The organism is Psychrobacter sp. LFX-11D, assembly GCF_904846475.1.
GTDB lineage: Bacteria > Pseudomonadota > Gammaproteobacteria > Pseudomonadales > Moraxellaceae > Psychrobacter > Psychrobacter cryohalolentis.
In genome coordinates this window covers 134,155-147,035 of the sequence record NZ_CAJHAV010000001.1, presented here as the reverse complement: position 1 = coordinate 147,035, position 12,881 = coordinate 134,155, and the positions used below count along the sequence as shown (strand labels likewise).

Sequence of the window (12,881 nt, the reverse complement as noted above, 5' to 3'; positions counted from 1 at the left end):
GTTTTCATTTTTTATTAATGGTAAAAATAAAGGATTCAATCAATGAATTTACATGAGTATCAAGCAAAAGAGCTATTGAAAAGCTATGGCTTGCCAATTCAAGAAGGCATCATTGCTTACAGTGGCGACGAAGCAGCAGCAGCTTTTGACAAAACTCCAACTGATATCGCAGTCATCAAAGCGCAGGTTCATGCTGGTGGTCGCGGTAAAGCGGGCGGTGTGAAACTGGTTAAGACTCGTGAAGAAGCAAAGCAAGTGACTGATGAGCTTATCGGTAAAAACCTTGTAACGTATCAAACCGATGCTGCTGGTCAACCAGTTAACTTCGTATTGGTTGCAGAAGATATGTATCCAGTACAAACCGAGCTATATCTTGGTGCTGTTGTTGATCGCTCTTCACGTCGCGTGACGTTTATGGCATCAACGGAAGGCGGTGTTGAGATTGAGAAAGTTGCAGAAGAAACCCCTGAAAAAATCTTTAAAGTAAATATTGATCCATTGGTTGGTTTATTGCCATTCCAAGCGCGTGAAGTCGCGTTTAAATTGGGTCTTGAAGGCAAGCAAATCAATCAATTTGTTAAATTAATGAGTGGTGCTTATCAAGCATTCGTTGAAAACGACATTGATTTACTTGAAATCAACCCATTAGCGGTTCGCGAAAATGGCGAGATCGTTTGTGTTGATGGCAAAATTGGTATTGACTCAAACGCTTTATATCGTTTGCCTAAGATTGCTGCGCTACAAGACAAATCACAAGAAAATGAGCGTGAGCTTAAAGCGGCTGAGTTTGATCTAAACTATGTTGCCCTAGAAGGCAATATCGGTTGTATGGTAAACGGTGCCGGTCTTGCAATGGCTACGATGGACATCATCAAATTGTACGGCGGCAAGCCTGCTAACTTCTTGGACGTTGGCGGCGGTGCAACTAAAGATCGCGTTGTTGAAGCATTCAAGATTATTCTTGAAGACAGCAGCGTTGAAGGTGTTCTGATCAACATCTTCGGTGGTATCGTACGTTGTGACATGATTGCAGAAGCTATTATCGCTGCGATCAAAGAAGTTGACGTCAAAGTACCAGTTGTTGTCCGTTTAGAGGGTAACAATGCTGAGCTTGGCGCACAAATTCTAGAAGAATCTGGTCTGAAATTGATCTCAGCTCAAGGTTTATCAGACGCCGCTCAAAAAATTGTTGACGCTGTTAAAGCTTAATTGCTCAAGAGTATAAGGCGTTTGCTGTTATTCTACCGACGTTAACATTTAACGTGGCAGGATAGGCAAGCGCCTACCAGACAACCGCATACAAGGATAAGATAATGAGTGTATTAATTGATAAAGACACCAAAGTATTGGTGCAAGGTTTTACCGGTAAAAATGGTACGTTCCACTCAGAACAAGCCATCGAATATGGTACAAAAGTTGTTGGCGGCGTAACCCCTGGTAAAGGCGGTCAAACGCACCTAGGTTTGCCAGTATTCAACACCATGTCTGAAGCAATGGCAGCTACTCAAGCAGATGCTTCTGTTATCTATGTACCAGCCCCTTTTGTACTAGATTCTATCATCGAAGCAATTGACGCTGGTGTGAAGCTAATTGTTGTGATCACTGAAGGCGTACCAACGCTTGATATGCTTAAAGCCAAACGCTACCTTGAAACAGCAGGCGATGTACGTCTAATCGGTCCTAACTGCCCAGGCGTTATCACCCCAGGTCAGTGCAAAATCGGCATCATGCCAGGTCATATCCATTTGCCAGGTAAAGTGGGTATCATCTCACGCTCTGGTACTTTGACTTATGAAGCCGTTGCTCAAACTACTAAACTTGGTTTTGGTCAATCAACCTGTATCGGTATCGGTGGCGATCCGATCCCTGGTATGAACCAGATTGATGCATTGAAATTGTTCCAAGAAGATCCACAAACTGAAGCAATTATCTTAATCGGTGAAATCGGTGGTACTGCTGAAGAAGAAGCAGCCGCTTATATCAAAGACCATGTAACTAAGCCAGTTGTTGGCTATATTGCTGGTGTAACTGCTCCTGAAGGTAAGCGTATGGGTCATGCCGGCGCTATCATCTCTGGTGGTCAAGGTACAGCTGAAGATAAATTTAAAGCGTTCGAAGCGGCAGGTATTGCTTACACGCGTGACCCATCAAAATTGGGCGAGAAGCTAAAAGAAGTGACAGGTTGGTAGTATCAGCAGCTAACTGACTGTTAATACTCAAATGACGTTGAAAAATAATGAAGGCACCCCTACAATGGGGTGTCTTTTTTTGTTTGAAAATTGCTTTGGATATCAATATGGAAAATTATAAAAATAAAATATTAGTGACTGGCGGCGCAGGATATATCGGTTCACATACTTGTATTGCACTGCATGAAGCAGGCTACGAGGTGGTGATATACGACAATTTATCCAATAGCAGTTTTGAGGCAGTAAATCGTGTTTCTAGCCTTATTGGGCAGCCTATCGACTTTATCGAAGGCGACATACGTGATGCTGATTCACTCAGGCAAGTATTTGCAGCGCATCAATTTTTTGGCGTGATCCATTTTGCTGGCTTAAAAGCGGTTGGCGAATCTGTAGCTAAACCCTTGATGTACTATGATAATAATGTGAGTGGTACAATTACCTTACTTAAAATCATGGCTGAATATGAGGTTAAAAAACTAGTCTTTTCTTCATCAGCTACGGTCTATGGTGATCCTGAAATTCTGCCCATTAATGAAGACTCTCCACGTTCCTGTACCAATCCTTATGGACAGAGTAAGCTTACGGTTGAGCATGTTCTAGAAGATTTAGCGCTATCAGATAACAGCTGGAGCCTTATTCCTTTGAGGTATTTTAATCCTGTTGGCGCGCACCCATCTGGACAAATTGGCGAAGATCCCAATGATATTCCAAATAATTTAATGCCATATATCTCACAAGTTGCGGTCGGCAAGCTTGATAAATTAAGCATTTTTGGCAATGACTATGCTACCGTCGATGGTACGGGTGTACGTGACTTTATCCATGTCACTGACCTCGCACAAGGTCATGTCGCCGCGCTCAATTATCTAAAGCAGCAAAAGCAAAGCTTAGGTTTTCTTCCGATCAATTTAGGATCAGGTAAGGGAACGTCTGTATTAGAGTTAGTTAGAGCTTTCTCTGCCGTATCAGCTAAAGATATTCCTTTTCAGTTCGTTGGGCGACGAGCTGGTGATATTGCCAGTTGCTATGCTAGTGCTGATAAAGCACAAGAATTATTAGGATGGAAGGCAAGCTTATCTATTACTGATATGTGTCAAGATACATGGCGTTGGCAAAGCATGAATCCAAATGGTTATAACTCAATATAAGTATTATAGAAAATAGACCCTTATCCATTCTTATTAAGTATGTATTAATCCTTATGAAAAAAATTACTCACGCGGTGATACCCGTTGCAGGCTTTGGTACTCGTATGTTGCCATTGTCTAAATCCGTACCCAAAGAGCTACTGCCGCTTGGTAATCGTCCTGCCATCCATTATGTGGTGGCAGAAGCCATTGCTGCCGGTATTAAGCACATTGTCTTGGTTGGTCATGCACAAAAAAGTGCTATTGAAAATTACTTTGATCTCAATGCCGAGCTTGACAATCAATTGCGTGTTAAAGGTAAGAACGAGCTAGCAGATAGCTTAAACTGGCTACCAGATGATGTGACTATATCGATGATACGTCAGGGTATGCCATTGGGCTTAGGTCATGCGGTGCTTGCCGCACGCCCAATCATTGGTAAGCATGATTTTGCAGTACTGCTGCCAGATGTGGTGCTTGATCCTTTTAATGGTGATATGTCTGCTGACAATTTGGCGTTTATGATTGACGCTTTTTCTGAAGATAACCATTCGCAAATATTGGTCGATAAAGTGGCCGATAAAGATGTGCACAAATACGGTATCGCTCAATTAAGTGAAGCGCTTATGGATGAGGGCGATATAGATGATAAAACAGATGAGAATGTCAGTTTTAAAGTGGCAGGTTTTGTAGAAAAGCCAAATCTCTCTGATGCGCCATCAAGACTCGCTGTCGTCGGTCGTTATGTCTTTAGTCATCATATTTTTGATTATCTGGCGAATACCCAAGCCTCAGTTGGCGGAGAGATTCAGCTAACAGATGCTATTGACGCACTTATCAGTGAATATGGTGTCAATGTCACGACCATGCGTGGTAACAGTTATGATGCTGGCGATATGCGCTCTTATATGCAAGCTTTTATATATTTCGCTCAGCAGCAACTAGCCGATGAAGAGTAGTTAATGAACGATACAAAAGACAATAAAGTCTATAGCAGTGCCCGCCATTCTAAATATTGGCAGAAGCTAGAAATCTGCGCTGATTCGTCGTGGTCATTGGCTTCCTTGTTTGCACAAGATAATACGCGTACCCAAAGTTTTAGTGCTCAAAGTGGGGCGCTGTATATGGACTACAGCAAGCAATGTCTAGATGATACTGTGCTAGAAAGTTTATTAAATCTGGCAAATAGTTGTGAATTGTCTGCTCGTATTCAGTCCTTGCTACAAGGGGCGATGGTGAATACCAGTGAAGAACGTGCCGCTTTGCATACTGCACTACGATTGCCCACCACAGCAAACTTACAACTTGATAATCAAGATGTAGTCGCTGATGTCCATCAAAGTTTGGGGCAAGTTGAACGCTTATCTGAGCGTGTACGCAGTGGGACATGGCGCGGGTTTTCAGGTAAAGCGATTACAGATGTTGTTAATATCGGTGTAGGGGGTTCTGACTTAGGGCCACTGATGGCAACCACTGCCCTTGATGAGTGGGCAGATACCTGTGTTGAGGTCCATTTCGTCTCCAATATGGATGGCACGCAGCTGGATAATTTGCTAAAACATCTAAATCCTGAAACCACTTTATTTATTATCTCATCTAAATCCTTTGGTACCATTGATACCTTATCCAATGCCAAAACGGCACTATCATGGCTGCTTGCAACCGCAAAGCTGCGTGCGGGCACTGAAGACAGTGTATTGCGTCGCCACTTTATTGGCATCTCCGCCAATAGTGAAAAAATGAGTGATTGGGGTATTCATCCTGAGCACCAGTTGCAGCTTTGGGAATGGGTAGGGGGTCGTTTTTCTTTATGGTCAGCGATTGGTCTTGCCATAGCTATTCGTATCGGTATGTCTGGGTTTAAAGAGCTGTTAGCAGGCGCGCATAGTATGGATGAGCATTTTGCGCAGGCGGATTTTGCAGAAAACTTACCGGTATTATTGGGCTTAATCGCAGTTTGGAATAGCACCTTTTTGCAGGTAAATGCTCATACTGTGCTGCCTTATGATGGGCGCTTAAGCTATTTACCCAGTTATTTAACTCAGCTAGAGATGGAAAGTAATGGTAAATCGGTGACCCAGCATGGTGATCGTATTGATTATGATACCTGTCCTATTCTTTGGGGTGAAATTGGTTCCAATGCCCAACATGCTTTTTATCAGCTGCTACATCAAGGAACGCAGCAAGTCTCTTGTGATTTTATCGCTTGTGTACGTCGCTACAGTGATGAGGCAAAAAATACGCCACTACAACAGCAGCATGAACTGTCTTTAGCCAATTGTTTGGCTCAAAGCCGTGTACTGGCTTTTGGTAATGCTGCTATCGCTGAAACGGATAGTCAAATTGCTTGCGATGCTGATAAATATAAATACTACCGAGGCAACCAGCCTTCTACAACCTTGCTGATTGATGAACTTACTCCGCATAGCTTAGGGGCGTTAATCGCGCTTTATGAGCATAAGGTTTATGTCATGGCCAGTATCTGGGATATCAATCCATTTGATCAATGGGGCGTTGAGATGGGTAAGCAGATGGCAGAGTCCGTTCATGATGCAATGCAGCAAGAGGGCAACGCACCATTCGATACCTCAACCAATCAGCTATTAAAACACATCAAACAGCTTTCTTGAGAGCGCTGCTATATTAATAACGACTAAAGGTATACTCATGAGCGCCGAGACTATGGATAAAAATATACCCCAATCTGAATCCAATTCGTTTAGCGATTTGGCAAAAGAATCTGCTGTCTGTGTACTTATTGGTCATAGTATTGAGGCGGTGACCAGTGCTGTCGTACTGGCAAGTCTTGGTCAGCAAGTGCATTTATACGCAGACCAAGAGATATTGGCGCAGCAGCTACATCAATATGGCTTTGAGCATCATTTGCAGGCACTATGGCAAATGTATACGCAGCAACAGCATATTGTTAGTTATGAGCTGCCTAATAACGCTGATAGGCTTATACAGCTTTATGAAGTAGCAGATCATAGCAATACGAAGGCTATCGAAGAGCAGCAAAAGGTAAATCAACCAAAATCAGTAATCCTATATTGGTTGTTTTTAGACAGTGTAGATTCGGTATGGGTAGAGGATGATTGGCTTACCGCTTTTAATCACAGTCAACAGCAGACACAACCGCTCATAATGAGTGGCATTAAGCAGCTTGGCACTATAGATGCATTGTCTCAGCGCTTAAAGCGTGCTTGGGTCTATTATCTACCGTTCGTTTTCTTAAAAGATGGCGACGCTTATAGCTCGATGTTAAATCCGTCACTATGGCTACTCGGTGAAAAAACCTCCAATAGTCGTCATCATTTGGGTATGCTACAGCCATTAATGCAGCATGCGCGTGCTACTCATTATGCCAATATCGCGACTATCGAATTTGCTCGTAGTAGCATCATGGCGATGCTCGCAACGCGGGTCAGTTTTATGAATGAGATGTCGCGCTTGGCGGATAGTCAACAAGTCGATATCCAGAAAGTCAGCCATATCATGGGGCTTGATGAGCGCGTGGGCAGTAGCTACTTGCAGGCGGGCTGGGGGTTTGGTGGTAATACGCTACCGACAGAATTGCTTCAGCTACAGCAATCAAGTCAAGCACAGAGCTTGGCCATGCCGCTATTGCAATCGGTTATCCATATCAACGAAGACCAAAAAGAGCTGATATTCCGCAAATTTTGGCAGTATTTTGACGGTTTTATCGATAATAAAACGGTCATGATTTGGGGTGGTAGTTATAAAGCAGGCTCGGGACGGACGGCAGAGTCGGCGATTCATCCTTTATTGGCATTATTGTGGTCTTATAATATTCGCACGCTGGTTTATAGCGATAAAGCGCAAACGGAGCTAGCAGCGCTTTATAAGCAGCAGCCATTGCTTGAATTGATAAACAATCCTTATCAACAGCTTAATGAGGCGCAGGCAATCTTTATTATCAGTTGGTTACCAGAGAACCGACTGGATATTGCTAAGCTTAATGAGCAAGCGATGCCCGTATTCGATGCGCAAAATGCCTTGTCACGAACGCAGATAGATGGTCTAGTCGGCGACTATATAGGGATTGGTCGCGCTAAATAAGGCTCTCTATCAGGTATAAAATAAGCTCAGTAGACAAACAGTTGTTAGATTAAAGCTAAACAAAAGCGCCGATTAATATAAAAATTAATCGGCGCTTTTTTTATTTTTATAAGTTTAGAATGTCTTTATTCAGCACAGCAGCTATTCATATTAAGCAGGTACAGCACCTTTACTGGCAAGCCATTGTTGAATCTCCTGAGTCTTGGTCTGTAGTAAATCCTTATTACCGCGACTTTCAATATTTAATCTAATTAATGGTTCAGTATTTGAGGCGCGTAAGTTAAAACGCCATTCGCCAAAATTTAAACTCAAACCATCAAGCATCGACTTGGTTGGATTGTCGGCACTAAACTTTTCTTCGATTGCCTTAATAATCGCCTGCGCATCATGAGTAGTCAGATGAAAGTTCAGCTCACCTGAGCTTGGATAGGCTGCAATATAACCGCTGACCAATTCTGACAAGGTTTTACCAGTAATCGATAATAACTCAATGGTTAGCAGCCAAGGAATCATGCCGCTATCGCAGTAGAAAAAATCGCGGAAATAATGATGCGCTGACATCTCGCCGCCATACACTGCGCCAGAATCGCGCATGACTTGCTTAATAAATGAGTGCCCAGATTTACTAATAACCGCCTTACCATTATGCTCATGAATGACTGCTTCAGTGTTATAAATTACCCGTGGATCATAAACAATCGACTCGCCCGTATATTTATTTAAAAAGGCTTGTGCCAACATGCCAACGACATAGCTACCATCGATAAATTCGCCGTATTCATCGAATAAGAAACAGCGGTCAAAATCGCCATCAAAGGCAATGCCAAGGTCGGCTTTATGGGCTAAAACAGCTTGCTGAGTGGCGGTTCTATTAGCCAAAATCATCGGGTTAGGGATGCCGTTTGGAAAGCTGCCATCAGGGGCATGATGCAATTTAATGACTTCAATCGGTGCGCCAGCTTGTGATAACTTATCGATTAATAAATCAACCACTGGCCCTGCGCTACCATTGCCTGAATTGATAACCAGCTTAAGTGGTTTTAATTTATCCGTATCAATGAAAGTCATTACATGATCGATATAGGCGCTCTTGTCCGTCAGTAATTGTAGGTTGCCTAACGTATTGTCAGTGATGAATTGCCCTGATTCTGCCAATGCTTGAATCTCTGCCAAGCCATCATCGGCGCTAATCGGTTTTGAGTGCTCTTTTACCAATTTTAAGCCATTATAATTAATCGGATTGTGACTTGCTGTGACTTCGATACCGCCCAACGCCTGATAATAGCTAGTAGCAAAGTAGACCTCTTCCGTTCCTGTCATACCCAAATCGATAACGTCGACGCCAGCATCTAACATACCTTTGATGGAGGCTTGTTTTAACTGTTCACTTGAATGACGGATATCGCTACCAATAACGATAGCTGGTTTTACGTCTTGTAAGTCAGAGGGGGCATCAGCTGTGCTATAACGCTCGAATAAAATCTGGGCAAAAGCACGTCCGATACGATAAGCGATGTCTTCATCGAGATTGACGCCAAGCTCGCCGCGGATATCGTAAGCTTTAAATGAATCAATTTTAATCGGTGCGAACTGGGTTTGAGTCGCATAGCTGGCATTATTCGTATCGGATGTGGGCATAACGATAAAATCCTTGCGTTTAAGCAGTGAGATGATAATTAAGTAGATTACTCAATTATAAGCTAATCAGTGTTCAATGCTACACTAACGACAAAATCGTTATAAACTTAATATGGTTCTATTTAATAACCAATAAAAGTATAAGAGTGTTTTTTTATGAGTAACCCAAAAAATAAAGCTAAAGTGCCAACACCGGTACTAGGAACGCCAAAAGCAAGTGGCGAATTAGCGGATTTGTTGTCCTTAATGGCGCGATTGCGTAGCGATTGCCCGTGGGATAAAAAGCAAAGCAATCATAGCTTAATTCCGTATGCGATTGAAGAAGCCTATGAGCTCGGCGAAGCGGTACAAAGTAATGATGATGAAGACATCAAAGGCGAGCTTGGAGATGTGCTGCTGCAAGTGGTTTTTCATTGTCAGATGTACGCTGAACAAGAGCGCTTTGATATGAGTGATGTGATTACCACTTTACAAGAAAAGCTGATTCGCCGGCATCCGCATGTGTTTGAAGCAGAAACGCTTAAAGATGAAGCCGGGGTAAAAGAACGCTGGGATGAGATTAAAGCGGAAGAGCAACAAGCCCGCGCTGCACGTGGCAAACCACAGCGTCGTTTGGACAATACCAAAGCAGGTAGTGCGCTGATGCAGGCGCAGGATGTACAAAAACAGGCGTCAAAACTGGGTTTTGATTGGGAAGGTGTCAGCGGTGCGTTCGATAAGCTTAATGAAGAAGTGAGTGAGTTAAAAGCTGAGCTATTAGATAAATCAAAAGACGATATAAACGCCAATATTGCTGATATTGAAAAGGAAATTGGTGATTGCATGTTTGCGCTAGTTAATGTGGCACGCAAATTAGACCTTGATGCGGAAACAGCAACGCTGACCTGTGTACATAAATTTAAATCGCGTTTTGGCTATATTGAAGATCAACTAGCCGCTGCTGGCAAGCGCTTAGAAGATAGCAATATTAATGAAATGGACGCATTATGGGAAGCGGCTAAACAACATGAACGCACCTAGTAAGTATTTACTCGCTACCTTGCTCCCTAAATTACTCCAAAAAAGGGGTTTCTATTTAGTGGGCATGCTTTCTATGATTTTTACGTCAATTAATACTGCTAATGCAGCACCGTGTTTTGATAATGCCCAAAGTGCTTATAACTACTTATTGACGCAAGAGACAGCGCAAACTCAAGCACGTATGCAGTCAATCATTAATATTAATCGAGCAACAGAAGGTGAGCTTACGTTGCTACATGGTATCGGTAGCAATAAGGCGCAAGCCATTATCCTATATCGTGAGATGTTTGGCAGTTTTAGAACGGTTGATGAATTGACAAAGGTAAAGGGTATTGGCGCAAAAACCGTTGATAAAAATCGAGGACGTTTGACCGTGCAAGATTAATCGCTGTATTTTACTTTAATTAACCCCAATATTGACAAAATAGCATGTAAGTAACTGTCTAAATACACCCACCATGGTCAAAATTTGTTAAACTAGCATGTACATCCGCCTGATTGACGCTGTGTTCGTCAGGGTGGTTAAGAATAAAGGCAAGGAGTAGATGCATGGCCGAGCGTGCCGCCAAGCAGTTAGAACTGAATAAATCTGAATTACCCAATTCTATTACCGAAGTAATCGCAACCCTAACCCGAGCTGGGTTTGACGCCTATATCGTCGGTGGTGGCGTGCGTGATACCTTGCTAGGACTGCGTCCAAAAGATTTTGACGCGGTCACTGATGCCAAGCCTCATGAGATTAAAGACGTCTTTGGTAAGCGCTGCCGTATTATCGGTCGCCGTTTTCAGTTGGCGCATGTGTACTCTGGGCGTGAGCTTATCGAAGTAGCCACCTTCCGTGGCCCACCTATCAATGATTCTAATACCAATCAAGACGGTATGATTCTGCGCGACAATGTATGGGGTGATATCAAACAAGACTTTGCCCGTCGTGATTTTTCTATCAATGCCCTTTATTATCAGCCGCTTAAAGGCATAGTTCATGATTTTTGCGACGCGCTTGAAGATATTGACAATAAAATTATCCGTTTATTAGGCAATGCACCGATTCGTATCGAAGAAGATCCGGTCAGATTGCTGCGTGCCTTGCGTTTCAAAGCAAAATTGGGTTTTGAGTTTGATAGCGAATTAGCCGCACAGTTCCATGATGGCAACTGGTCATTACTTGAGCAAATCTCTCCGCACCGTCTGTATGATGAAACGCAAAAGATGTTTACCGGTGGTTATTTAGTACCATTATTACCGTTATTGTTTGATTCAGGCGCGATTGATAGCCTCATCATTTATCCGCCTTCTGAGCCAAGTGCCTTAGTTAAGCAAGTCGCTATTAATACCGACAAACGTATTGCTGCTGGCAAAAGTATCAACCCAGCATTCTTTTATGCCGCTTTGCTGTGGGAGAACTACTTACATCAACTAGAAAAAGCCAAAAAGCGCAATATGCCTTTTGCGGATGCACAAATGCATGCAGCAGGCAAAGTGATTGATCGTCAACGTATCAAGACTGCCATTCCAAAATTTGCTGAACAGTTTATTCGTGATATCTGGATATTGCAGCCAAAACTGGCCGCGCCGCGTAGCAAACAGATTGTACAGCTATCTGAGCATCCACGTTTTCGTGCCGGTTTTGATTTCTTATTATTGCGCGAGCAGTGCGGTGATGCAGAGCATCCACTTTCTGAATCGACTAACGATATGGGCGAGTGGTGGCAGACCTATCAAACCTTGACTGAGCAGCAGCAGGATCAAGCGATTGATGACTTTGATGAAAATATCCGCCGTGGTGCTTATAAACAAGGTCAGCGTGGTCGTGGACGCAATCGTCAAAAGCAGCAGAATTCGAATGACAATGCTAAGTTAAGTCAGTTAGATAGTGACTATCAAGATAAAGCGCTGAGTAATGGTCATGCAAAACCAGCAATGGTTAATGATGCCTCAAATGTGCCATCACGTCGTCGCCGTGCCAGTCAGCATACTTCTGCTAATAGGAAAAGTTATAGCCCGCAGCAACTCACACAAGACAATAATGAGCTGGCACAGTTGCAGCAATTGTCTTTGGCGAGCAGTAATAATGGTAGCAATCAGCAGCACACGCCGAAACCTGCCCCATTGTTTGTCATAGAACAGGGCAACGTCGTACCGCCTTTGAAAAAGCAGCTATCTGGTTCAGATAAAGCACTGCCTAAAGCGACGCAAAAAGCGCCTATTCAAAAAGTGCTTGAGCAAGCAACAGTTAGTAAAAAGGCATCGGCTGATAGTCAATCGCAGCCGCAAGAAAAAGCTGTTAATAAAGCGAGTGACTTAACTAATAGATCGCATGCACCAAAAGAGTCAGTGAATACTCAGGTGTCTTCAACTAATGCTCGTAGCTCCGCTTATGCAGAGCGCAACGTCGCGCAGTCACCAGCACTTGTTAGTATGAATAATGAGCCGATACCGCACAAGCGCCGTCGTCGTCAGCCTACTGTGATTGAAAATAGTGATATTGTCGCAGAGGTTAGCAGTGCTAAAGAAGCAACGACATTAGACACTAGTAGTAATGAGAAATCATCTGGGAAGTACGCAAAAAAAGTGCCTAAATTAGCTGTTGGCTCTACTGATAACGTCATTGATAAAGCACCGAAACCCGCTAAAGCATCAAGTACTAAGTCTACTAAAGCTAAACGAGACGCTAGTAGTCAAAGTGCTACTAATCAAAGTTCTAACGAACACCAAGATGCTAATAAAGTAGCTAACAGTAATATGAATGCCAATAAAGGCCGTGTGCCATCGAAACGTCGCCGTCGTCAGCCAAGCGTCAATGACGTTTAACGTTGACAGCGAATAT

Annotated in this window: 10 protein-coding genes; 9 read left to right on the top strand and 1 reads right to left on the bottom strand. The window is 43.1% G+C overall.

Annotation, left to right across the window (positions count from 1 at the left end; translation table 11 throughout):
* The first annotated feature begins 42 nt into the window (after positions 1-42).
* The 6 genes from sucC (at position 43) to JMX75_RS00635 (ending at position 7,396) form a co-directional block, all read left to right on the top strand.
* Entirely contained in the window at positions 43-1,209 is a 1,167-nt protein-coding gene (gene sucC / locus JMX75_RS00660; RefSeq protein ID WP_011512489.1) for an ADP-forming succinate--CoA ligase subunit beta, read from the top strand.
* Between the two features lie 104 nt (positions 1,210-1,313).
* Positions 1,314-2,189 carry a succinate--CoA ligase subunit alpha gene (sucD, locus tag JMX75_RS00655; protein WP_011512490.1) on the top strand — a complete coding sequence of 292 codons (876 nt, stop codon included), beginning with the start codon at positions 1,314-1,316 and terminating at the stop codon, positions 2,187-2,189.
* A gap of 107 nt (positions 2,190-2,296) precedes the next feature.
* A complete protein-coding gene (gene galE / locus JMX75_RS00650) occupies positions 2,297-3,337 on the top strand; it encodes a UDP-glucose 4-epimerase GalE (protein WP_201530557.1) in 1,041 nt (346 codons plus the stop codon).
* A gap of 53 nt (positions 3,338-3,390) precedes the next feature.
* Positions 3,391-4,275: a UTP--glucose-1-phosphate uridylyltransferase gene (locus tag JMX75_RS00645; RefSeq protein ID WP_181209372.1), complete on the top strand. Its 885-nt coding sequence runs from the start codon at positions 3,391-3,393 to the stop codon at positions 4,273-4,275.
* Between the two features lie 3 nt (positions 4,276-4,278).
* Complete coding sequence (gene pgi / locus JMX75_RS00640) at positions 4,279-5,946, top strand: glucose-6-phosphate isomerase (protein ID WP_201530556.1); 1,668 nt, start codon at positions 4,279-4,281, stop codon at positions 5,944-5,946.
* Between the two features lie 37 nt (positions 5,947-5,983).
* On the top strand, positions 5,984-7,396 hold the full coding sequence (locus tag JMX75_RS00635; RefSeq protein ID WP_201530555.1) for a UDP-glucose/GDP-mannose dehydrogenase family protein: 1,413 nt from the start codon (positions 5,984-5,986) through the stop codon (positions 7,394-7,396).
* 150 nt (positions 7,397-7,546) lie between these two features.
* On the opposite strand, the gene JMX75_RS00630 is transcribed toward JMX75_RS00635, so the two are convergent.
* Positions 7,547-9,034 (bottom strand): phosphomannomutase CpsG, encoded by a 1,488-nt coding sequence (locus JMX75_RS00630; RefSeq protein ID WP_201530554.1) that lies wholly within the window; start codon positions 9,032-9,034, stop codon positions 7,547-7,549.
* 156 nt (positions 9,035-9,190) lie between these two features.
* Between JMX75_RS00630 and mazG the strand changes: the two genes are divergently transcribed.
* From mazG to pcnB, 3 genes are all read left to right on the top strand, one after another.
* Positions 9,191-10,054: a nucleoside triphosphate pyrophosphohydrolase gene (mazG, locus tag JMX75_RS00625; protein WP_201530553.1), complete on the top strand. Its 864-nt coding sequence runs from the start codon at positions 9,191-9,193 to the stop codon at positions 10,052-10,054.
* A gap of 73 nt (positions 10,055-10,127) precedes the next feature.
* Entirely contained in the window at positions 10,128-10,439 is a 312-nt protein-coding gene (locus tag JMX75_RS00620; protein WP_227672969.1) for a ComEA family DNA-binding protein, read from the top strand.
* Between the two features lie 164 nt (positions 10,440-10,603).
* Positions 10,604-12,865, top strand: coding sequence for a polynucleotide adenylyltransferase PcnB (gene pcnB / locus JMX75_RS00615; protein ID WP_201530551.1), 2,262 nt, complete (start codon positions 10,604-10,606; stop codon positions 12,863-12,865).
* The last annotated feature ends 16 nt before the right edge of the window (positions 12,866-12,881 follow it).

Coding starts and splice junctions, on each gene's coding strand:
- sucC (WP_011512489.1), top strand. CDS start 43: ATGAATTTACATGAGTATCAAGCAAAAGAGCTATTGAAAAGCTATGGC.
- sucD (WP_011512490.1), top strand. CDS start 1,314: ATGAGTGTATTAATTGATAAAGACACCAAAGTATTGGTGCAAGGTTTT.
- galE (WP_201530557.1), top strand. CDS start 2,297: ATGGAAAATTATAAAAATAAAATATTAGTGACTGGCGGCGCAGGATAT.
- JMX75_RS00645 (WP_181209372.1), top strand. CDS start 3,391: ATGAAAAAAATTACTCACGCGGTGATACCCGTTGCAGGCTTTGGTACT.
- pgi (WP_201530556.1), top strand. CDS start 4,279: ATGAACGATACAAAAGACAATAAAGTCTATAGCAGTGCCCGCCATTCT.
- JMX75_RS00635 (WP_201530555.1), top strand. CDS start 5,984: ATGAGCGCCGAGACTATGGATAAAAATATACCCCAATCTGAATCCAAT.
- JMX75_RS00630 (WP_201530554.1), bottom strand. CDS start 9,034: ATGCCCACATCCGATACGAATAATGCCAGCTATGCGACTCAAACCCAG.
- mazG (WP_201530553.1), top strand. CDS start 9,191: ATGAGTAACCCAAAAAATAAAGCTAAAGTGCCAACACCGGTACTAGGA.
- JMX75_RS00620 (WP_227672969.1), top strand. CDS start 10,128: ATGATTTTTACGTCAATTAATACTGCTAATGCAGCACCGTGTTTTGAT.
- pcnB (WP_201530551.1), top strand. CDS start 10,604: ATGGCCGAGCGTGCCGCCAAGCAGTTAGAACTGAATAAATCTGAATTA.